This window comes from Paenibacillus sp. FSL R7-0026 (assembly GCF_038004485.1).
In the GTDB taxonomy this organism is placed as follows: Bacteria; Bacillota; Bacilli; order Paenibacillales; family Paenibacillaceae; genus Paenibacillus; species Paenibacillus xylanexedens_A.
The window spans coordinates 823,608-845,791 of record NZ_JBBORG010000001.1 but is presented as its reverse complement, the minus strand read 5'-3'; the positions used below and the strand labels follow the sequence as shown (position 1 = coordinate 845,791).

At 48.7% G+C, this 22,184-nt stretch carries 16 protein-coding genes and 1 pseudogene; 2 read left to right on the top strand and 15 right to left on the bottom strand.

Features of this window, described 5'->3' with window-relative positions; translation table 11 throughout:
* The first annotated feature begins 39 nt into the window (after nucleotides 1-39).
* The gene (locus MKY44_RS03915; protein WP_341006083.1) at nucleotides 40-1,008 is read left to right on the top strand and encodes a hypothetical protein; all 969 of its coding nucleotides are present in this window, start codon (nucleotides 40-42) and stop codon (nucleotides 1,006-1,008) included.
* A gap of 151 nt (nucleotides 1,009-1,159) precedes the next feature.
* On the opposite strand, the gene MKY44_RS03910 is transcribed toward MKY44_RS03915, so the two are convergent.
* The 12 genes from MKY44_RS03910 to purM all read right to left on the bottom strand — a co-directional run bounded on the left by MKY44_RS03910 (nucleotide 1,160) and on the right by purM (nucleotide 16,975).
* The gene (locus tag MKY44_RS03910) at nucleotides 1,160-1,747 is read right to left on the bottom strand and encodes a GNAT family N-acetyltransferase (protein WP_341006082.1); all 588 of its coding nucleotides are present in this window, start codon (nucleotides 1,745-1,747) and stop codon (nucleotides 1,160-1,162) included.
* A 14-nt stretch (nucleotides 1,748-1,761) separates the two neighbouring features.
* Complete coding sequence (ilvA, locus tag MKY44_RS03905) at nucleotides 1,762-3,054, bottom strand: threonine ammonia-lyase IlvA (RefSeq protein ID WP_036606060.1); 1,293 nt, start codon at nucleotides 3,052-3,054, stop codon at nucleotides 1,762-1,764.
* A 63-nt stretch (nucleotides 3,055-3,117) separates the two neighbouring features.
* Nucleotides 3,118-4,008, bottom strand: coding sequence for an alpha/beta fold hydrolase (locus tag MKY44_RS03900; RefSeq protein ID WP_341006081.1), 891 nt, complete (start codon nucleotides 4,006-4,008; stop codon nucleotides 3,118-3,120).
* A gap of 364 nt (nucleotides 4,009-4,372) precedes the next feature.
* Nucleotides 4,373-6,664: a beta-glucosidase family protein gene (locus MKY44_RS03895; protein WP_341006080.1), complete on the bottom strand. Its 2,292-nt coding sequence runs from the start codon at nucleotides 6,662-6,664 to the stop codon at nucleotides 4,373-4,375.
* A gap of 217 nt (nucleotides 6,665-6,881) precedes the next feature.
* A complete protein-coding gene (locus tag MKY44_RS03890) occupies nucleotides 6,882-7,487 on the bottom strand; it encodes an alpha/beta hydrolase (protein ID WP_341009776.1) in 606 nt (201 codons plus the stop codon).
* Between the two features lie 14 nt (nucleotides 7,488-7,501).
* On the bottom strand, nucleotides 7,502-8,452 hold the full coding sequence (locus MKY44_RS03885; RefSeq protein ID WP_074093485.1) for a ring-cleaving dioxygenase: 951 nt from the start codon (nucleotides 8,450-8,452) through the stop codon (nucleotides 7,502-7,504).
* Between the two features lie 253 nt (nucleotides 8,453-8,705).
* Complete coding sequence (locus MKY44_RS03880; protein WP_124118555.1) at nucleotides 8,706-9,788, bottom strand: hemolysin family protein; 1,083 nt, start codon at nucleotides 9,786-9,788, stop codon at nucleotides 8,706-8,708.
* Between the two features lie 233 nt (nucleotides 9,789-10,021).
* Nucleotides 10,022-11,359: a hemolysin family protein gene (locus tag MKY44_RS03875; protein WP_341006079.1), complete on the bottom strand. Its 1,338-nt coding sequence runs from the start codon at nucleotides 11,357-11,359 to the stop codon at nucleotides 10,022-10,024.
* Between the two features lie 719 nt (nucleotides 11,360-12,078).
* A complete protein-coding gene (gene purD / locus MKY44_RS03870) occupies nucleotides 12,079-13,344 on the bottom strand; it encodes a phosphoribosylamine--glycine ligase (protein ID WP_341006078.1) in 1,266 nt (421 codons plus the stop codon).
* Nucleotides 13,345-13,474: 130 nt separating this feature from the next.
* A complete protein-coding gene (gene purH / locus MKY44_RS03865) occupies nucleotides 13,475-15,022 on the bottom strand; it encodes a bifunctional phosphoribosylaminoimidazolecarboxamide formyltransferase/IMP cyclohydrolase (protein WP_036606066.1) in 1,548 nt (515 codons plus the stop codon).
* Nucleotides 15,023-15,317: 295 nt separating this feature from the next.
* A complete protein-coding gene (purN, locus tag MKY44_RS03860; RefSeq protein ID WP_341006077.1) occupies nucleotides 15,318-15,935 on the bottom strand; it encodes a phosphoribosylglycinamide formyltransferase in 618 nt (205 codons plus the stop codon).
* On the bottom strand, nucleotides 15,935-16,975 hold the full coding sequence (purM, locus tag MKY44_RS03855; RefSeq protein WP_076329579.1) for a phosphoribosylformylglycinamidine cyclo-ligase: 1,041 nt from the start codon (nucleotides 16,973-16,975) through the stop codon (nucleotides 15,935-15,937). Before purM ends, purN begins: the two co-directional genes overlap by 1 nt.
* A 128-nt stretch (nucleotides 16,976-17,103) precedes the next feature.
* Here purM and MKY44_RS03850 point away from each other — a divergent pair, with 128 nt between their 5' ends.
* Nucleotides 17,104-17,262: a hypothetical protein gene (locus tag MKY44_RS03850; RefSeq protein ID WP_341006076.1), complete on the top strand. Its 159-nt coding sequence runs from the start codon at nucleotides 17,104-17,106 to the stop codon at nucleotides 17,260-17,262.
* A gap of 526 nt (nucleotides 17,263-17,788) precedes the next feature.
* Here MKY44_RS03850 and purF read toward each other — a convergent pair.
* From purF to purQ, 3 genes and pseudogenes are all read right to left on the bottom strand, one after another.
* Complete coding sequence (purF, locus tag MKY44_RS03845; protein WP_445670633.1) at nucleotides 17,789-19,186, bottom strand: amidophosphoribosyltransferase; 1,398 nt, start codon at nucleotides 19,184-19,186, stop codon at nucleotides 17,789-17,791.
* A gap of 64 nt (nucleotides 19,187-19,250) precedes the next feature.
* A pseudogene (purL, locus tag MKY44_RS03840) lies at nucleotides 19,251-21,515 on the bottom strand (phosphoribosylformylglycinamidine synthase subunit PurL).
* Nucleotides 21,493-22,182 carry a phosphoribosylformylglycinamidine synthase subunit PurQ gene (gene purQ / locus MKY44_RS03835; protein WP_017690694.1) on the bottom strand — a complete coding sequence of 230 codons (690 nt, stop codon included), beginning with the start codon at nucleotides 22,180-22,182 and terminating at the stop codon, nucleotides 21,493-21,495. Before purQ ends, purL begins: the two are co-directional and overlap by 23 nt.
* Between the last annotated feature and the right edge of the window lie 2 nt (nucleotides 22,183-22,184).

Below are 22,184 nucleotides of genomic sequence, written 5' to 3'. Positions count from 1 at the left end.
AACACCTATCATTTTCTCAACTACGGGAGGTTCATATCTATGACATCATCGTTCCAATCTGCCAAACGTAAAGGCATGCGCACCTTCATTACAGCTACCACCATCCTCATGCTGCTCCAAACGGCTGTCGCTCCATTATCCGGAGTCGCTGCTGCCGCATCTTCCAGTACAGATACCAAAGTCACGACTGCCAGTTCAACAACGATATATAAAACATTTCAGTCCATGCTCTACAAAAAGAACGGCTTGCCTGCCGCGGATATTTATCTCGAATCTCATATCGATCAAGTTACAACTCATCATGCAACCCTAATGGTCTTACAGCTGGAGAATGCCCGCAACAAGGCGTTAACAGCCATGACGGACCGCCTGCTCGTTCCTAACGTTCAGGACAAAATGATCAAAGCCTACAAGTGGAATGATAGCTTCACCCAACTGATGAGCCGCACCAACGATGCCAGTCTGCGTGCACTGCTCCAGCAAGCACGGGATAGCGGTTATCGCCTGGTTATGCTGGAAGGTTCCCTCTATCCGATCATGAATTATATGGCTTTTCAGAAATATATCTCGTACGTGAAACCAGACATCAAACAATACATTAATATCATGGCGGTCGAAACCAGCAACCTTGCCGCCGATGATGGTGCACTGGTCATTGGCTATCAGGAGATACTCAATCGCGCTTTGAATCAGGAACGATTCCTGAACGAATATCCGAAGTCCAATCGGTTACAACAGGTGAAGAAGCTAATGAATAACTATACCTTGTATACGTTTTATGGCCTGAATAATACACCTTTATTTGACTATGAAACGAACAAAATGACAGCCAATGCCCAGAAAGGTTACAAAGCTGTCTTACAACGTAACTCATCCGAAGACAGTGCCTTCCTGAGGAAACTCGAAAAGTTCATGGACATCGTAACCGAAGCCAAATTCGAGAAAACAGCTGCTGTCGAGAAATGGCTTGAGCAGAATGTGCCGGTCAGCGACTATGCGAATTATTGAGTTAATCCGTTCCCCAGAGTTAATATCCGGGCTAAAATTCAGGCTAAACTTAAACATCTCACCATACCAAAAACCGCCACAGGATTCGCTCCTGTGGCGGTTTCTTCTTGCTTCTATATTCAAAACTGACTTAACCCGTCAGCTTCCTGCTCTATTGAATCGGTTTGACCATATGATTATACTCATGTCCTGCGATGACAATCACATCGTCTTTGACATATCCCTGCCGTTCGTACAGCATTAGCGCACGGCCGTTGTCTCGTTCTACAATCAGGGATACCTGCGAGTGACCCAGATCTCTGCCCTGCTGCTCAAAAGCAGCCATCAGTGCCCGGCCGATGCCCTGCCCCTGATAAGCTTCACTTACTGAGAGAGTATCCAGATAATACTCCCCCGGACGGGTTTCTTTGACCAATGCATACTTCTCATCCCGGCTTCTTCCAGGTCGATCCAAAATCGGCTGGTCCAGACGATCTGCTTCACCGCCATCATAGGCTACCAGAATCCCCGCAATCAACCCATCCTGCTCCATCACTGTCACATGACGATAGCTAATCCGGTTGTCTTCCTGTACATAGAACTCCTGCAAAATCTGCATCGCCTTCTCATGATCCGCCTCACCCGCAAGCGCGTATGCAATGTCTCCTATCGCCTGATACAGCAAAGGAATGACCTGATCAGCATCTTCTATGCGCGCAGGTCTGATCAGAGGAGATTTTTCTTGGTGATCTAATTGCATCTTGGAATCATTCATCAGATTAACATGTTGAACAGATTTAGATTTTTGTTCAGCTCGGTATAGGCGATACCTTTGCGGTTCATGCGTTCAATGAGCGGGTGGTAATCTTCCTTGTACATCAGCTCGATGCCCACCAAGGCAGGGCCATTTTCCTTATCATGCTTTTTCGTATATTCAAACCGGGTGATATCATCATTTTTCCCTAGAACTTCCTCCAGGAATTCACGTAAAGCTCCTGCACGCTGCGGGAAATTAACCATGAAATAATACTTCAGACCTTCATATATGAGGGAACGTTCCTTGATCTCCTGCATCCGGTCGATATCGTTGTTACCGCCACTAATTACGCAGACCACCGTCTTGCCCACGATTTGCTCACGATACTGCTCAAGTGCCGCAACAGCCAAGGAACCGGCAGGCTCGACAACAATCGCATTTTCATTATATAACTCCAGAATAGTTGTGCAGGCTTTGCCTTCTGGCACTTTCACAATGTCATCAAGTATACTATTGCAGATATCAAAGGTGAGATCACCAACCCGTTTCACCGCTGCGCCATCCACGAATTTATCTATATCATCCAACGTCACAACCTGTTTGCGGAACATCGCCTCACTCATGGAAGCTGCCCCAAGTGGCTCAACTCCAATGATGCGTGTCTCTGGACTCACGGTCTTCATGTAGGTTCCCACGCCGGCTGCCAACCCTCCGCCACCAATTGTCACGAACACATAGTCGGCATTCTCATCGAGACTTTCCATGATTTCCATCGCTACCGTACCATTACCTGCAATAATCTTGGGTTGATCAAAAGGGTGGATGAACGTCATGCCCTGTTCGTCACATGCACGCATCGCTTCAGCATAAGCGTCATCATACGTATCTCCGATCAGCACCACTTCAACGTTGTTTCCACCAAAGCGACGCACCTGCTTCACCTTCTGGTTCGGCGTTGTACTCGGCATGAAGATTTTGCCGTTAATTCCGAGCGCATTACAGCTAAAAGCGACACCCTGAGCATGGTTGCCCGCACTTGCACAGACAATACCCTTCTCCATCTCGGCTGGTGTCAGACTGCGAATCATATTGTAGGCGCCTCGGATTTTGAACGAACGCACCACTTGAAGGTCTTCCCTTTTCAGATACACATTACAGTTATATTTGGCCGACAATACAGCATCCCGCTGCAACGGCGTTCTAACAATGACCTCACGCAGCACATGATGTGCGCGCACGATATCTTCCATGCCAACACTGGCACGACCGGGACTTGTGGTTCCCGTTGGTTCTTGTTCAACTGGTTTCATGTTGTCTCCACACTCCGCTTTTATGGTCTAGCAATGTCGCGCACTGCTTTTCTTTGTATTGTATCACTTTTGATCTCTTCTTGCGCCTGAGCTCACATCATTTATCATTCGGACAATTTCGTCGATAATGACCTGAGGGTCTGTATACATAACCATATGTCCCGATTGATCGGCCCCAATCCATCTCGCATTGGACAGCTGGCTCACCGTCTGGCGATGCGCCGTGATGAGGGCAGGTCTGATTTTCGCTTCTCCCTTGCCCGGTTTCGTACCCGAGATCACGCTAACTTCCAGATCACCCAGAGCCGGAGGATGTTCCAGCAGTGCTGCCATGTCATCCAAAAATGTTTTACCTTCCGCAAGCATCGTGCTGGCTGCCCGAACAGTGAAATCCTCCTTGAGGTGATCCGCTGCCACATCGTCAGGCTGAACACTTCCAGCTTTGCTGCCAAGCATCTTATATAAGCCAGTCCGCGCCATGATTGGAATAATGAAACCATTGATGGCAAAGCTCTTTTTAGTAAGCTTGGAAAAATACATTTCGCAATGCTCGTCTGATGGATCTACCAGAACAATGCCACGTAATCGAGATAGATGTGCAGCTGCCGTAGCCCGTACAATCGGACCTCCCCAGCTATGTCCAACCAGAATGAATGGGCCCGGACCCAGAGCCGTCAATAGCTCCCCAAGATCTTCTGCAATTCGGTCAAGGCTGCGTGAAGCCGAATCCACATCACTTCGTCCCGCCCCTGCCCTGTCATACACGACTGCACGTGCATGCTCAGCAATTGCTGGTGCAACCAGTCCCCAGTTCGATCTGGAGGCGCCCATACCGGATTCAAACACCACCGTCAGATCTCCTGTTCCCCTGGACATATAATGTAATTTTCGACCATCGCGGGTCTGAACAAACGCACTTGAGCCAAATGTATGTGAGCTAGGGTTAGGATTCATGTTCCCCTCCTGATTAGATGCATAGTCATCTTTCACCGAATCTAATTGAAAATGATTATCAATTACTTCATTATAGAATAATCCATCCTTTACCACAACCATGTTGCTTCAGCAAGTTATAGCAGTCCTGTCACCTCTGTCACGTTGTAGGATCACCCCACATCCCGCCGTTCCGTTAACCCTCCTTTTTCCTTATGCAAAAAGAAAACCCGATCCATGATCGGATCGGGTAACTGTTCCAGCCACTATGCCGCTGGCCCTCATACACCTTCTTATTGCTTCGTGCACAGTTCCTGCACGTAGCGCATAATCGTAATCGGTTAATCAAAGGATGGATGTCTACTCGGTTTAAGGGCGCAGCCCCTTATCCCCGAATACCATGATCCTTGTTGTTCAGCTGCTCCAGAAGTTCATTCATCGCTTCTTCCGTCATGGCCCCACCGCTAAACGCAACCAGTGCCCGCAGTGGCATATATTTCATCATCGCATCCATCATATCTGCGTGATCACCAGCATCATCACCGCCGAACCCACTGGCTTCCTGAAATTGTTGCAAAGCCTGGTCCAACAGCTGTTTGTGAGCAGGATCACGCTGGATATCCCCCAATGTACTATTACGCGTATAGGTTGGAAGGAATGTTGCTGTAGACTCTACGTTCACACGTGTGTGCACATGAATATCCCGTGAGGAACTGCCCACTTGAATATCGAACTCTCCGGTCTCCACATGCCAGTCTTTCATATCTACGTTGTAATAGGCAAATGAACGCTTATTTAGTGTAAAGCTCACTTCTTTGGACTCTCCAGGCTCCAGATCCACCTTGGCAAAAGCTTTCAGTTCTTTGACCGGACGAATAACTTTGCTCTCTACGTCGCTGACATACACCTGTACAATCTCCTTGCCCGCTCTGTCTCCGGTATTGGTGACCCTAACTTGCACATTCACCTCATCCTGATCTGTCAGTTCTGTGCGATCTACCTTCAGATCAGCATATTCAAATGTCGTATAACTCAGTCCGTAGCCAAACGGGAACAGTGGCTCCAGCTCTTTTTTGTCATAATAGCGGTAACCAACAAAGATACCTTCCCGGTAATCGACACGATCCCCTTCGCCCGGGAAATTCAGATAAGATGGATTATGGCTGAGCTTGGCAGGGAATGTCTCTGCCAGTTTACCGGACGGATTCACCTCACCATACAACAGATCAGCTATCGCTCCACCAACAGCCTGTCCACCAAGGTAAGCTTCAAGCACGGCTTGTACTTGAGGCAGCCATGGCATCTCTACTGGAGATCCGTTGCTCAGCACCACGACCACACGTGATTGAACCTTCGCAATCTCTTCGATCAGCCGAATATGATTGTCAGGCAGACGCAGATGGGCACGATCATACCCTTCGGATTCATAACGATCTGGCAATCCAACAAACACAACAGCGGTATCCGCCGACTGCGCTGCCTGAACAGCCTCATGCATTAATGTCTCATCCACATCATCCGCTTCAATCCGATAACCTGGGGCATACGAGAAGGTTACACCTTCGCCAGCCACCTGGGTCATCTCTTCCACAATATCATCCACTTTGGTCGGATTAATATGGGAACTGCCGCCGCCCTGGAAGCGAGGTTTGCGCGCAAATGCCCCGATTAACGCCACTTCGCCTTCACGTCCCAGCGGCAGGATACCTTCTTCATTTTTCAACAAAACCATACTCTCGGCTGCTACCTTGCGCGCAAGTTGGTGATGCTCATCCTTGTTATATGTAGCCCCTTCTTGCTTTTGATCAACGGCATTGAAGATCAGCTTAAGTAGACGCTCCACTGCCCGATCCAGCTTGTCCAGCGGCAGTTGTCCGCTCTCTACAGCATCAATCACTTTACGCTCACCAATTCCACCGCTTGTTGGCATCTCCAATTCCAATCCCGCTGCAAGGGCGTCTGCACGTTCATTGACCGCTCCCCAGTCTGATACCACAAGACCTTCGTGTCCCCATTCGTCCTTCAGAATATCCGTAAGCAACCATTCATTCTCACCTGCATACGTACCGTTCACCTTGTTGTAGGAACACATTACTGTCCATGGTTGTCCATCCTTCACTGCACCTTCGAAGCTCGCCAGATAGATCTCACGCAGCGTCCGCTCATCCACCACCGCATCAATCGACATGCGCCGTTCTTCCTGATTATTAACTGCAAAGTGTTTGAGAGATGTACCCACACCCTGGCTCTGCACACCCTGAATATGACCGGTAGCCATCTGCGTAGATAACAACGGATCTTCGGAAAAGTATTCAAAGTTACGTCCGCCCAATGGGGAACGTTTAATATTTACACCCGGTCCAAGCAGTACCCCTACATCCTCGGCCTGACATTCCTCACCCAAAGCCACCCCGACCTGACGCGCCAGCTCCTTGTCCCATGAACTAGCCAGTCCTGCCGCAGACGGGAAACAGGTCGCAGGAACGCTCGACGTCAGACCTAGATGATCTGCACTTCCATCCTGCTTGCGCAGCCCGTGAGGTCCGTCCGTCACCATGATGGATGGAATGCCAAGACGCTCCACCCCTTTCAGATGCCAAAAGTCCAGTCCCGAGCACATGCCCGCTTTTTCTTCCAGTGTCATCCGCTGTACCAATTCCTTGATGTTACGTTCCACATTAACCCCTCCAGTTCATGATGTTGATACATAGCTATATCACTAAGCATACAAGGTTATCTACTACACATTCAAATGTTTACCCGGTTAGTAACGGTTGCATAACACAAGTCAATCATTTCTTCTTCCTAACGATGATCAAAATAAAAAGAGAAAACAGCCCGATCTTCACGATCAAGCTGTCTCTATACGTTTCATAACCGTCTATCCACCCAATTTACGCCTGAGTCTTAAACCAAGCTGCCGCGGCTTCTGCCTCGGTACGAGTCAACTGATGACCCTGACGCTCCCAATGCGTGTTTACATCGGCACCTGCACCGCTGAGCAGCGAAGCAAGTTCCTCGGTTTCACGTCTTGGTACAATCGGATCGTTCTCGCCCGCACCAATGAACACAGGCAGACCTTTCAGATCCGGCAGTTCGAGTCCGCGCAACGGTACCATCGGGTGATGCAGAATTGCACCTTTGAATACATCTGCTTGATGGAAGATCAAGCTTGCCGCAATGTTGGCACCGTTAGAGTAACCCAGTGCATACACGTTGGACCGATCAAAACCGTATTCCACCGCAGCTGCATCTACAAAAGATCCCAGCTCTGCCGTACGAGCAATCAGATCTTCTTCATCAAAAATGCCTTCGGCTAGACGGCGGAAGAAACGGGGCATCCCGTTCTCCGATACATTACCCCGCACCCCAAGTATGCCAGCTCCTGGTGCGATCATCTCCGCCAGACCGATCAGATCATTCTCGGTTCCGCCTGTGCCATGAAGCAACAGGATTGTTGGCGCATCCGGCTGAGCACCTGCTTTATAGACATGTTTCATTGTATTGGTTGTGGTCATGATTTGGACTCTCCTTTCCATTCACGTACTTCAATTCGTGGCAACAATTGTTCAATCTGCTCACGCTGTGGTTCATACCATTCAGGCAACATCAGTTTCTCACCCATGCTCTCTGCTGGTTCATCCCGTGCAAATCCCGGAGGATCCGTAGCCAGTTCGAACAGTATACCACCCGGCTCCCGGAAATACACAGCGTTGAAGTATTGACGGTCAATGACAGGCGTTGGATGATATCCGGATTGTTCAAGATCCTGCTGAATTTGTTCATGTTCCACGTAATCTTTGGCACGCCATGCAATATGGTGAACCGTTCCGGCTCCACCAATCCCGCGTTGGATACCTGTGGACTGAATATCAATGATCTGACCAATATCGCCGCTTGCCTGAAGACGAAGAAGTCCGTTCTCTTCACCGACTTGCTCCAGACCCAGTTTGCTCACCAAGACGTCCATGGTTTTCTCAGGAACGTGGCTGAACAATACAGCTCCGCCAAATCCTTTGATGGCATGCTCCGGTGTCACACCGTTGAAACTCCAGTTGCTTGGCTGACCGCCTTCACGCTCAACCAGTTCAAGCAGCAGACCACCTTTGTCGAAGAAACGAATGTACTGCTCACCAAATCTGGTTTTATTTTCATATGGAATATCGAAGGAAGCAAGACGTTCTTTCCAGAAAGGCAGACTTCCTACAGGAACCGCATATACGGTAACTCCAGTCTGACCTGACCCAATGACACCTCTTCTTGAATTCTGCTGTGGGAAAAAGGTAATAATTGTGCCCGGTGCACCCTGCTCATTCCCGTAATACAAGTGATACACGTCCGGTGCATCAAAGTTTATTGTTTTTTTCACCAGTCTGAGCGCTAACACACCTGCATAAAAATCAACGTTTTTCTGCGCATCGTCAACAAAAGCTGTAATATGATGAATTCCTGAAGTTCTGAACATAATCTCCACTCCCTTGGTTTTAGTTGTATCATAGGTTGTTTTTGCTTCTTTTATTTATTGCTTTTTGCAATTTATCTTTAAATTAAGATTCTTTAAATTTATATTAATCCATTGGACCTCAAGATGCAAGCTTTTATTTTAAAATTAAGATTTAATACAAAAAACAGGCCCCGATTACATCGGGAACCTGCTTAGCGTTATAACGATTGATTAGTTGTTTCGTATTCCTGTATCAATTTTGTATTACTGCTTCTTAAACCAGTTTCATTCTTTTTGGTGGATTCACCAAATCTTTATGCTCGTATTCATCCTTGATATCTCCGACAATCTCTTCAAGGATATCCTCCATCGTAACCATACCTACCGTAGCACCTGCCTCGTTTTTCACGGTAGCAATGTGTACACGGCTTTGCTGCATCTGGATCAGCACATCCTTGATTGGAGAACGCTCGGAGAAACTCGGCGTGTTATGGACAAATGTCTCCATATTAAAGTCTCTGCCCGCAGCCACACTCGTCAACATTTCTTTTGTGTTAATAAAGCCCACAAAGTGCGCCTGATCCCCATTCGCAATAACAGGGTATCTGGTGTATTCGTGTCGATTCAGCGTTTCAATGATCTGATCAAGCGGCATTTCCTTATTCAACGTAACAATTTTATCTCGTGGAATCATGATCTCCTGAAGCAAACGCTCATCAAAAGCAAAAATGTTTTTGAGATAGTCCAGCTCCGTCTGGTTGATCTCGCCACTCTCATAGCTCTGTGCCATAATCAGTTTCAGCTCTTCCTCCGAGTGAACGGTATCATGCCCGGCAGGTTTTACACCAAAGATACCAAGCAACAGACGAGCAGCTCCATTCAGCGCATAGATGAACGGATTCATGATTTTACCGAACCAGTACAGTGGTGGTGCCAGCAGCAGCGTCATTCTCTCTGCAAACTGAATCGCCAGCGTTTTTGGTGCCAATTCACCAATAACCACGTGCAGGAACGTAATGATCGCCAGAGCGATACCGTAGGAAAGCACGGTAGACAACGCCGCCGGCACTTCCATTCGCTCAAACAGCGGATGCAGCATTTTCTCAACGGTAGGTTCACCCAAGGCTCCCAATACCAGCGCCGTGATGGTAATCCCCAATTGACATGCCGACAGATAATAATCCAGGTTGTGCGCCACTTTCTTGGCCAGTACTGCCTTTTTGTTCCCTTCCGAGATCAATTGATCGATTCGGGACATCCGTACTTTAAGAATTGCAAATTCGGCTCCAACAAAAAAGGCTGTCAGACCTATAAATACGGCTACTAAAAATAAATTCAAGGCTATTATTCCGTCCAATGATTTCCCTCAGGTTGAGGGATTCACCTCCAAGTAAAATTTATATTAAGGTTGCTCAGACCACTCCGATGACAGAATAACCTTCCGACCGCTGTTATCACCAGATTTTTTTTTATTCCTTATATAAAAGGGGAAAATCCGGTGATAAAGGTGGACGCTTCGCTTCTTCAGTCTATTCTGTCCTCTACGTTATCGCAAAAATATTTAAAGTTTTAAGAGATTTCCGGGCAAGATCACGCCAGATCGCTAGTAGCTTCCTCAACCTGCGCGCCGTTTACCCGCTCCAGAAGAACTTGTTTGATATGATAGTTTTCGGTATCAACAACGGTCCACACATAATCGCCGTGTTCTACCGTATCGCCTTTTTCCACACCTACACCCTTCTGGTACTGGATCCATCCGGCCACAGTATCCATCTCTTCATTACCTTCAAAGATAAGTCCGAACTGTCGCTCCACTTCATCCAAAAGTACCCGGCCATTAATGAGATATTGATTCTCTCCGGTCTCCTGAATATCCGCCACCTCATCGGCATCGAATTCATCGCGAATCTCACCGACCAGCTCCTCCAGAATATCCTCCATCGTAATGATTCCCGAAGTACCGCCGTATTCATCCACGACCACGGCCATGTGTACACGTTCCTGCTGCATTTTAATCATCGCATCCTGGATACTTGTAACTTCGGACACGAACGGGATCTCACGAACGAACTCGCTTAGTTGATACGATCTTGCAGCTACCATGTCAGGCAAAATCTTTTTCACATTCACAACGCCGATAATGCGGTCCTTGTCCCCATCCTCGATGACAGGGTAACGTGAATAGTTATGTTCATCCAATATAGGAATAATATCGTCATAAGTCATATCCTGATCTAATGTCACCAGTTCCGTACGCGGCACCATGATGTCTTTGGCATCACGTTCGTCGAACACAAATACATTTTCCAGATACGAAAGCTTGGTCTTGTTGTTCTCGTCACCTTCGTAACTCTGGTTCATGATGATTTTGATCTCATCCTCCGAGTAGGCTTGATCATGTTTGGCAGGCTTTACACCGAATCCTCGCAGAAGAACACGTGAAGTTCCATTAAGCGCCCAGATGAACGGATACATGATTTTACCAAACCAGTATAGCGATGGGGCGAGCATTAATGTCAGTTTTTCTGAGAATTGAATCGCCAACGTTTTCGGTGCCATCTCACCAACAACCACGTGCAAGAACGTGACGAGGATAAAGGCGATCGCATAGGAAGCAATCGACGAGGTTGAAGCAGGTACATCTAAATAATTGAATACCGGATATAACAATCTCTCAACCGTCGGTTTTCCGAGCGCTCCCAGTCCCAGAGCAGTGACCGTAATACCGAGCTGACAGGCTGACAGATAATAATCCAGGTCCGAGACAACTTTTTTAGCCAATACGGCCTTTTTATTGCCCTCCGCGACCAGTTGATCCACTCTTGATGTACGAATTTTGACTACAGCGAACTCCGATGCTACGAAAAATGCAGTCAATGCAATCAAGATAATAAGTAATACGATATTCAATATGGTAATTATGTCCAATGATTTCCCCGGTTCTCAGGGATTCACCTCCAGAGATAGTTACAGCGTGATCCGTTAACTGTGTTAACCATTCATCAACTGTTAGTCTTTCAACACGACGTCTGCCTTATATAAAATTGATTTCAATGATATCTTTTGTATAAGTCTTACGTTTGACCTTGTAAAATTACAAAACAGGAATTCAAGATGAAGTCAATGACTTGCAGAAACTTCTTCATTCAAATCGGGTTACCCCTCATGCTGTCAATTGTTCCTCGCTTAACTCCACCTAGATTCGCCATTTGGACAATTTACAATATCGCCTACCCAATAGATATCCACCTCCCCTCGTACTCATTCCTGTTTCCGAAAAGTATACCATGTTTCCCGCTCAACCATCCAGTTGCACGTTATGGTTTGCCACAAGCTTACAGTATAATGTTCACAAATTAGTCTCTATGTATGTTACATACTTTATATAATATGATTGATATTACCTCATAATGTGATAATCTTCACATGTTTAGTATAGTCCAATTTATAAAAATACTACCCCTTACTTTAGGGCATTAAACATACGTGATCTCCCTGATTTAATCCTGTTTTGAATCTTCCCCATATTCTTTCCCGTATAAAATAAGTCCGGCCGTATGCACAAGATACATCTATATACGTAGCAAAGAGCCCGCAAGATGCAAATACCTTTCCGGTATACATCTTTACGAGCTCTTATATTCATTCTATACGAGTGCTTTGGCAGCAATATCCGTCCGCTGATGTTTACCATCAAAATGGATACGCTCCGCCTGTTCATAGGCTTTGTTTCTAGCTTCGGCAATATCCGCACCAAGGCCAACTACGCCCAGAATCCTTCCACCATTGGTGACCCACTCACCTGCTTCACTACGCGCTGTACCTGCGTGGAATACCACGGCATCTTGCACTTGATCCAGTCCTTCAATGACTACACCTTTGGCATAAGGACCCGGATAACCTCCTGAAGCAAGCACCACACATACTGCGGCTTCATCACTCCATTCAATCTCAATATCAGCCAGCTTGCCATGAACGGTTGCCCAGAAGATATCGAACAAGTCACTCTTCAGGCGTGGCAATACGACCTGTGTTTCCGGATCACCAAAACGTGCGTTGAACTCAATCGTTTTGGGCTTACCATCTGGTGAAATCATCAGCCCGGCAAACAATACACCCTGGAATGGGCGTCCCTCGGAAACCATCGCTTTGGCAGTTGGTTTGATGATCGTCTCCACGGCTTCCTCAATAATAGAAGCAGGGATATGTGGCAAAGGTGAGTATGTACCCATACCGCCTGTGTTTGGCCCTTGGTCGTTGTCGAATACAGGTTTGTGATCCTGTGCTGCCGCCATCGGACGAACCGTCTCCCCATCGACAAAAGCCAGAATGGACATTTCCTGCCCTGCGAGGAATTCCTCAATGATCACTTTGGCTCCTGCTTCACCAAATACTTTGTCCACCATGATACTGCGAAGTGCCTGATCAGCCTCATCACGCGAATAAGCTACCGTCACACCTTTGCCCGCTGCCAGTCCATCTGCCTTGATAACAACCGGGATTGCTTGCTCATTCAGGTATGCTTGAGCCTGTTCGTAATTGTCGAATTTCTCATAGGCTGCGGTTGGAATGTTGTATTTGTGCAGCAGATCCTTCATGAACGTTTTACTTCCTTCGATCTCTGCTGCATTGCGACGAGGTCCGAATACCGGAATACCCGTCACGTCAAATGCATCCACGATCCCATCCGCCAACGGATCATCCGGACCAATAACCACTAAACCCACTTTAAGCTCTACAGCAAGAGCCGTTAGTTTATCGAATTCATTCACCGCAATGGCATGACACTCAGCGAGCTGAGCAATACCTGCATTTCCCGGTGCACAGTGAATCTTGTCTACCTTTGCACTCTTTGCCAGTGCCCAGATGATTGCATGCTCTCGGCCACCGCCGCCTACTACCAGAATATCCATTCGTTCTGTTCCCCCTCTGTGCATAACTGGATTTGTTACGCTATCGCGTGTTAAAAAACCTAAAAAAGAGGGGGTGTACCATAAGTCATTAGCATGACAGGCGACACCCCTTATTTAAACCTTTTTCGTTCTAGTGTTTGAAGTGACGAACGCCTGTGAAGACCATCGCAATTCCGTATTCATTGGCTACTTTGATGGATTCTTCGTCTTTGATCGAACCACCCGGTTGAATCACTGCTGTAATTCCGGCTTTTGCAGCCAGTTCCAGCGTATCACCCATTGGGAAGAACGCATCGGATGCCAGGATAGCACCTTTTGCTTGCTCGCCCGCTTGCTCGATCGCAATTTTGGCTGCACCCACACGATTCATTTGTCCAGCGCCCACACCTACCGTCATGTCATTCGCAGCAAGTACAATCGCGTTGGATTTCACGTGTTTAACTACTTTCCAGCCAAACAACAGCTGTTTCAGTTCTTCTTCCGATGGCGCACGATCCGTTACCACGTTCAGTTCGCTCGCTTCAATGGAGTGTACATCGGACTGTTGCACGATCATACCACCGTCGATGGACGTTACTACGAATTGGCTCTCCCGTTTACGAGCAGCATTCAGTTCGCCTGTTTTGAGCAAACGAATGTTTTTCTTTTTCGTCAGGATATCGAGTGCCTCTTGTGTAAAATCAGGAGCAAGTACGATTTCCAGGAAAATCTCGCTCAACTTGCCTGCTGTATCGCTGTCGATAATACGGTTTGCTGCCACAATGCCACCAAATATAGATGTTGGATCTGCAGCATATGCTTTGCCGTAAGCTTCATAGATACTTGCGCCAATACCTACGCCACATGGGTTCATATGTTTAACCGCAACAACGGCTGGTTCTTCAAATTCTTTGACAATCTGCAATGCTGCGTTCGCATCGTTGATGTTATTATAAGACAACTCTTTGCCGTGCAATTGCTCGGCTGTTGTCAACGTATCTTGAGCAGCCAGCGGTTTGCGGTAGAATGCCGCCTGCTGGTGTGGATTTTCGCCGTAACGCAAATCTTGGAGTTTTTCGTAAGTAACCGTTAGACGCTCTGGCAGTGGATCGCCATTTACGTTGGACAGGTAGTCGGAGATGAGTGCATCGTAAGCCGCCGTATGACGGAACACTTTTGCCGCAAGCCGTTTGCGAGTTTCGAGAGTGGTATCTCCATCGTTGCGCACTTCCTCCAGCACTTGGCTGTAATCAGATGCGTCTACAACGACACTGACAAAGGCATGGTTTTTGGCTGCCGAGCGAAGCATCGTTGGACCGCCAATATCGATGTTCTCGATGGCATCTTCGTATGCTACGTCCGGTTTCGCAATAGTCTCTTGGAAAGGATACAGGTTCACGACAACCAGATCGATATAGCCGAGACCGAGTTCTTCCATCTGACGTGTGTGCTCTTCGTTATCCCGCACAGCCAACAACCCACTATGAACTGCCGGATGTAATGTTTTGACACGTCCGTCCATGATTTCCGGAAATCCGGTCACATCCGAAATTCCGATGACAGGTACGCCTTCCTTCGACAACAGGCTGCTTGTACCTCCTGTCGAAATAATCTCCACACCCATTTGCGACAGCTCGCGGCAAAAGTCCACGATGCCCGTTTTATCCGATACGCTAACCAGCGCTCTTTTGATACTCACAATATGCTCCTCCTTTAATGTCCCATGGCTTCGCGTTTCCTGACGAAACACAGCCGATTTATTTCCCGAGAAATATCACAAAATGCGTACCAATATTCGACTTCTGTTATACAGTTGATAAATGGATTTTCACACTAAAACACTACGAGTCCAGAATAATCTTTCGATCGCTGTTATTCCTAGATTTTTTTGAACAATTTCTCAATGGTAAAAATCCAGTAATAAAGGCGAACGCTTCGCTTTTTCAGGTTTTTTCTGTCCTCTCCGTTAATGTGTAAAAAAATTTCAACTTATATTAAACCGGTTTGTTAACAGTCACGTGACGTCCTTCTAAATGAACCAGACCTTGAGCGAACCAGGATACCACTTCAGGGTAAAGTTGCTGTTCAGCTGCATGGATGGAACGGCTGATTGACTCAGGCGTATCCTCCGGCAAAATGGGAACGGGATGCTGGGCAATAATCGGTCCGGTATCCATGCCTCCGTCCACAAAATGCACGGTCACACCCGTGACTTTCACACCGTATTCCAATGCCTGTCCAATCGCATCCTTACCTGCAAATGCTGGTAGCAAGGACGGATGAATATTAATCAACCGCCCTGCGTAACGATCCACCACAACAGAAGTCAGCAATCTCATATAACCCGCAAGAACAACCAAGTCGATTTTTTTGGATTCAAGCACTTCCACGATCTCTGCCTCATAGGCTTCACGGGAAGCATAATTTTTCGGAGTAAACAGATGACAATCCACGCCTGCATCCTGTGCCCGCTGCACAACACGTGCAGACGGTTTATCACATACGAGCAGATCTACGGATGCATCCAGCCCACCATTCCGTACTGCATCGACCAATGACTGAAAGTTAGTCCCTTCACCCGAGGCAAATACAGCTATGCGGTAGTTCGCCATTAAACATCCGCTCCCGTGAAGGTTACTCGCGCATCTCCTTCAGTAACACGGCCAATGATGTACGCTTCTTCACCAGATGCTTTCAGTTGTTGCAGCGCTTCCGTTGCATCTGCTTCATTAACCACCAGTACAAGCCCAACACCCATGTTAAATGTGGTGAACATGTCACGGTTCGAGACAGCACCCTTTTCCTGTAACAGGTTGAAGATCGGCAGGATCGGCCAAGAGCCGTAGTCAATATCCACATTCACGTTGCTCGGCAACATACGTGGGATATTCTCAATGAAGCCACCACCTGTAATGTGTGCCATGCCTTTTACTTTCACCTTTTCCAGCAGGGACAACAGAGGTTTAACATAGATCTTTGTAGGTTCCAGCAGGGAATCACCCAACTTACCGCCCAGTTCCGCTACTTCATCATGCAGATCAAGTCCCGCATCTTCCAACAAAAGTCTGCGTACCAGCGAGAATCCGTTACTATGCACACCGCTGGAGGCCAGTCCAATCACTGTGTCACCAGGGGCAATCGTTGTACCGTTGATGATCTTCGCTTTGTCTACGATACCCACCGTGAATCCGGCAATATCATATTCGCCTTCACTGTACATGCCCGGCATTTCCGCCGTCTCGCCACCGATCAGCGCACAACCAGATTGATGACAGCCTTCAGCAATTCCCGCAACAATAGCTTCAATCTTCTCAGGAATGACTTTGTCACATGCCAGATAGTCAAGGAAGAAGAGTGGTTCTGCACCCTGTACCACAATGTCGTTCACACACATCGCTACCGCGTCGATTCCGATAGTATCATGACGGTCCATGGCAAATGCAATTTTCAGCTTGGTGCCTACGCCGTCTGTACCGGATACAAGCACCGGCTCATCGTATTTATCTTTGTTCAAACCGAACAGGGCACCGAATCCACCCAGATCTGTCATCACTTCCGGACGGAAGGTACGCTTCACGTGTTTTTTCATCCGTTCAACCGCTTCATTACCTGCCGCGATATCAACGCCGGCCTTTTTATATGCTTCAGACAAGTGGAATCATCTCCTTTTTTTTCGCCCCACCTAAATCCTCCCGCCCGGGAGGACCCCATAGGACCTTGGCAGGCCCTCTGGACACCCGCCAAAAAAAGCGGTGCAGAGGTGGCTGGTGTGATCTTGCTATGGTTGATTCATGCGTGATCTCGCGGGATTGTTCGCCGATTCCGTTGGCTGCAAGCCATCGGTCGGCGAACCCCGCTCAGCTACGCTGCGGGCAAGCCCGCTGGGCAGCTGCTTCGCCTGGCTGCCTGGCCCCTGTTGCTCCGCAAGGCGGGACTTAAGGGCTCGGGCTAGGCCCGGGGCAGCTGCTTCGTCTGGCTGCCCTGGCCCCTGTTGCTCCGCAAAGCAGGGCTTAAGAGCTCGGGCTAGGCCCGGGGCAGCTACTTCGTCTGGCTGCCCTGGCCCCTGTTGCTCCGCAAAGCAGGGCTTAAGAGCTCGGGCTAGGCCCGGGGCAGCTACTTCGTCTGGCTGCCCTGGCCCCTATTGCTCCGCAAAGCGGGGCTTAAGGGCTCGGGCTAGGCCCGGGGCAGCTGCTTCGCTTGGCTGCCTAGCCCCTGTTGCTCCGCAAGGCGGGGCTTAAGGGCTCGGGCTAGGCCCGGGGGCAGCTGCTTCGCCTGGCTGCCTAGCCCCTGTTGCTCCGCAAAGCGGGGCTTAAGGGCTCGGGCTAGGCCCGGGGCAGCTGCTTCGCTTGGCTGCCTAGCCCCTGTTGCTCCGCAAGGCGGGGCTTAAGGGCTCGGGCTAGGCCCGGGGGCAGCTGCTTCGCCTGGCTGCCTGGCCCCTGTTGCTCCGCAAGGCTGGGCTTAAGGGCTAACAGCTACAGCCAAATTTTTCCTCGCCGCCAAAGTCGAGGCGGGTTGGGTAATCATGATCAAAACATGCGAGACATAGTCCACCTTTAGGGTCATCCTGATTATCTCCCTGAATCGATGCAATCAGTCCATCGGGACTGAGGAACTCCAGGGAGTCCGCATTAATTTCACGGCAAATTTCTTCCACCGACAACTGTGAAGCAATTAATTCACGGCTGTCAGGCGTATCAATACCGTAGAAACACGGGTTTTTGAAAGGTGGTGATGTAATACGCACATGAACCTCGGTAGCTCCTGCATCACGCAGCATGTTCACGATCCGGCGGGAGGTTGTTCCCCGTACGATGGAATCGTCAATCATGACCACACGTTTGCCTTCCACAACGCGACGCACAGCGCTCAGCTTCATCTTCACACCCTGCTCCCGCAATTCCTGGCTTGGCTGGATAAACGTACGTCCGGTGTATTTGTTCTTGATCATACCCATCTCATACGGAATACCTGTCTGTTCAGCGTATCCAATTGCTGCCGAGATGCTGGAATCTGGTACCCCCGTAACCAAGTCCGCATCCACAAACGACTCAATGGCCATCCGGCTTCCCATCCGTTTACGGGCCGCATGCTGGTTCGTACCATTCATATCACTATCCGGACGAGCAAAATAAATATATTCCATCGCGCATAATGCCTTGCGGTGTTTGTGATGATCAAAGCGATCCTCGTGCAGACCATCTGCATCCAACACAAGTAGTTCACCCGGTTCAATGTCACGGATTAACTCTGCGCCAATTGTTTCCAGTGCACACGTCTCAGATGCAAACAGATACGCATCTCCCAGCTTACCCATCGTCAGCGGACGAAGTCCGTGCGGATCGGAAGCCACGAGCAGCTTGTCGTTGGTCATGATCAGAAATGCATAACCACCCACAATGCGCTGGAACGCCTCTTTTGCAGCTTCCACAAGCCCTTTGGAGGATCGTGCAATCAGATGCGCAATGACCTCAGTATCACTCGTTGTTTGGAAAATGGAACCGCTCTGCTCCAGCTCGCGCCGGATCGTTGGTGCATTCACAATGTTCCCGTTGGTCGCTACCGCCAAATCGCCATCACGGTATTTAAATACCAATGGCTGTGCGTTTGTCAGTTTACTGTCACCACTCGTTGAATAACGGACATGTCCAATGGAAATATCCCCCGTCAACGTCTGCATCAGGTCTTTGGTGAACACTTCTTTCACCAGACCCATGCCGCGATGATAGTTAAACTGGCTGCCATCACTCACACACATGCCTGCACTTTCTTCGCCCCGATGTTGCAGCGCATGCAGTCCATAATAGGAGAGCGAAGCCGCGTCAGGGTGTCTGAACACCCCAAACACGCCGCATTCTTCCTTCAATTTGTCGAGTCCTTCCTTGCCGGACCCTTCATTATAATAATCGCCTGTCCACAACGGTCTGTCGTCAGTTCATGAGACATGGAATCGCATCCTCCCAGACCTGAGCCAAACCTCCTACAGGTTCGCTCACGGCTGATGTTCCGTTCAATTCAATCGTCAGGTTACTTCCTTCTACACGTCCAATCACAGCTACAGGTACACCGCGCTCACGTACAAATGCTTCAAGTTTACCCGCTTGCTCTGGCGTAGCCGACAACAAGATACGGGATTGGCTCTCACTGAACAGGGCGTGATCTGCACGCAGTGCAGTCTCCACATTCACCTGTGCTCCTACGTTACCGCTGATACAAGACTCTGCAAGTGCAACAGCCAAGCCGCCTTCAGACAAGTCATGTGCAGAGCGAACAAGACCGGATTGGATTGCTTCCAGCACCGTGCTGAGCAACGCTTTTTCCGTTTGCAAGTTCAGTTCTGGAGGACGACCTTGCGTATTGCGTCTGGACGACCTTCCGTCTGACCATGAACTGCGTATTGCAGCTCGCTACCACCCAGTTCAGCTTTTGTTTCACCGAGGAGGATGATAACATCACCTTCGGACTTGAATGCTTGTGTCGTGATATGATCCGTATCATGAACGAGACCTACCATACCGACAACTGGCGTTGGATAGATAGAGCCTTTGGCGTTTTCGTTATACAGACTTACGTTACCACCGATAACCGGCGTATCCAGCACACGGCAAGCTTCCGCCATACCGTCTACCGCTTTCTCCATTTGCCAGAAAATATCCGGTTTCTCCGGGTTACCAAAGTTCAGGTTGTCCGTGATCGCCAGTGGCTCAGCACCGGAACATACAATGTTACGCGCTGCTTCACTTACAGCAATCCGTCCACCAACTTCAGGATCAAGGTACACATAACGTCCATTACAGTCCGTTGTCATCGCGAGACCTTTGCGTGTGCCACGAATCGTAACTACGGCTGCATCCGAACCCGGACGAACGGCAGTGCTAGTACGCACCATGTAGTCGTATTGATCATAAATCCATTTTTTACTTGCTACTGTAGGTGATGCCAGCACTTGTTTAAGTGCTCCGCCGAGATCCGACACTTCGTCATAACGAAGCGTGTCGATGGAAGCACTTTGCTCGTAGTAGGCAGGTACAGAAGAGTTTGTCATACACTGGACATTCGTCAACCAAAGCCGTTACCGGCATATCTCCGACCACTTCGCCGTGGTGGATCAATTTCAAACGACCATCATCCGTTACTTTACCAACTTTGGCACATATTACGCCCCAACGTTCAAAGATTTCCATCGCCTGTGCCTCATCCTTCGGCTCAACAACGAACAACATCCGTTCTTGGGACTCAGACAACATCATCTCGTAAGGCGTCATGCCTTCTTCACGCTGTGGTACCTGATCCAGATACAATTCCAGACCGTTACCCGCTTTACTTGCCATCTCTGCACTCGAACATGTCAGACCCGCAGCACCCATATCCTGAATACCGAGCACGATGCCCGTGTCGATCAATTCCAGACAGGATTCCATTACCAGTTTCTCCATAAATGGATCACCAACCTGAACCGCTGTCCGTTGGGACTCGGATTCTTCCGTCAGTTCAACCGATGCAAAGGTTGCTCCATGAATACCATCACGGCCTGTCGGTGGCCCAACATAATACACAGGGTTACCTACACCTTTAGCTACACCACGTTGAATCTTGTCATGATCAATGAGACCCACACACATGGCGTTAACCAGCGGATTGCCTTCATAGCTCTCATCAAACATCACTTCGCCACCAACGGTAGGAATCCCGATACAGTTACCGTATCCGGCAATACCTGATACAACATGTTCGAACAAATATTTAACGCGATCACTCTCCAGCTTACCGAAACGCAGGGAGTTCAGTATTGCTACCGGTCTTGCACCCATGGAGAAAATATCACGGATAATGCCGCCCACACCTGTTGCCGCACCTTGATAAGGCTCAACCGCGGAAGGATGGTTATGGCTTTCAATTTTGAATACAACGGCCTGGTTATCACCGATATCCACGATACCGGCACCTTCACCAGGTCCCATCAGGACACGTGGTCCAGTGGTTGGGAAACGGCGCAGTAATGGCTTGGAGTTTTTATAAGCACAATGCTCGGACCACATTACACTGAACACACCAATTTCCGTGTAGTTTGGCTTGCGCCCCATGAACTCACAGATCAGCGCATACTCGCTGTCAGATACGCCCATTTGTGCGTAAAGTTTATGTTCTGCGACCTGTTCTGCTGTCGGTTCCTTAGCGGATAGCTGCTGCGTCATGCCGATCCCTCCATGCTTTCAAAATAGATGTAAACATACGTTTGCCGTCTTCCGAACCAAACAGTGAATCCACTGCACGCTCTGGATGCGGCATCATGCCGACCACGTTGCCACCCTCGTTACAGACTCCTGCAATATCACCCAGGGAACCGTTCGGGTTGGTCCCGTACGTAAACACGATCTGGTTGTTGGCTTGCAGACTCGCGAGCGTCTCCTCGTCGCAATAATAGTTTCCTTCACCGTGAGCAATCGGGATGATAATCTCTTCGCCGGGTGCATAGTCACGTGTAAATGGTGTATCTGCGTTCGCCACTTTCAACACTGTATCGTGACAACGGAACTTCAGGGAAGTGTTACGGATCAATGCACCTGGAAGCAATCCCGCTTCCGTCAGGATCTGGAATCCGTTGCAAATACCAAGAATATATTTACCTTGTTCAGCAGCCTTCGCTACCTCGTTCATTACCGGTGCAAAGCGGGAAATCGCTCCGCAACGCAAGTAGTCACCATAAGAGAAACCACCCGGAACTAAAATACAATCATAAGCCGATAGATCTGTAGCCGTGTGCCATACATAATCAACCTCTTGCCCAATGGCATCTTCCACTGCCTTATAACAGTCGATGTCGCAGTTGGAGCCAGGGAACACAAGAACTGCAAATTTCATGA

Bases quoted from the DNA above. Each gene is read 5' to 3' on its own strand.
- MKY44_RS03885 (WP_074093485.1), bottom strand. From the start codon at position 8,452: ATGTTCAGAACTTCAGGAATTCATCATATTACAGCTTTTGTTGACGAT.
- MKY44_RS03890 (WP_341009776.1), bottom strand. From the start codon at position 7,487: ATGAAACATGTCTATAAAGCAGGTGCTCAGCCGGATGCGCCAACAATC.
- purN (WP_341006077.1), bottom strand. From the start codon at position 15,935: ATGGCGAACTACCGCATAGCTGTATTTGCCTCGGGTGAAGGGACTAAC.
- MKY44_RS03900 (WP_341006081.1), bottom strand. From the start codon at position 4,008: ATGAATCCTAACCCTAGCTCACATACATTTGGCTCAAGTGCGTTTGTT.
- purQ (WP_017690694.1), bottom strand. From the start codon at position 22,182: ATGAAATTTGCAGTTCTTGTGTTCCCTGGCTCCAACTGCGACATCGAC.
- MKY44_RS03910 (WP_341006082.1), bottom strand. From the start codon at position 1,747: ATGCAATTAGATCACCAAGAAAAATCTCCTCTGATCAGACCTGCGCGC.
- purD (WP_341006078.1), bottom strand. From the start codon at position 13,344: ATGGATATTCTGGTAGTAGGCGGCGGTGGCCGAGAGCATGCAATCATC.
- ilvA (WP_036606060.1), bottom strand. From the start codon at position 3,054: ATGAAACCAGTTGAACAAGAACCAACGGGAACCACAAGTCCCGGTCGT.
- MKY44_RS03850 (WP_341006076.1), top strand. From the start codon at position 17,104: ATGGTTGATTCATGCGTGATCTCGCGGGATTGTTCGCCGATTCCGTTG.
- MKY44_RS03915 (WP_341006083.1), top strand. From the start codon at position 40: ATGACATCATCGTTCCAATCTGCCAAACGTAAAGGCATGCGCACCTTC.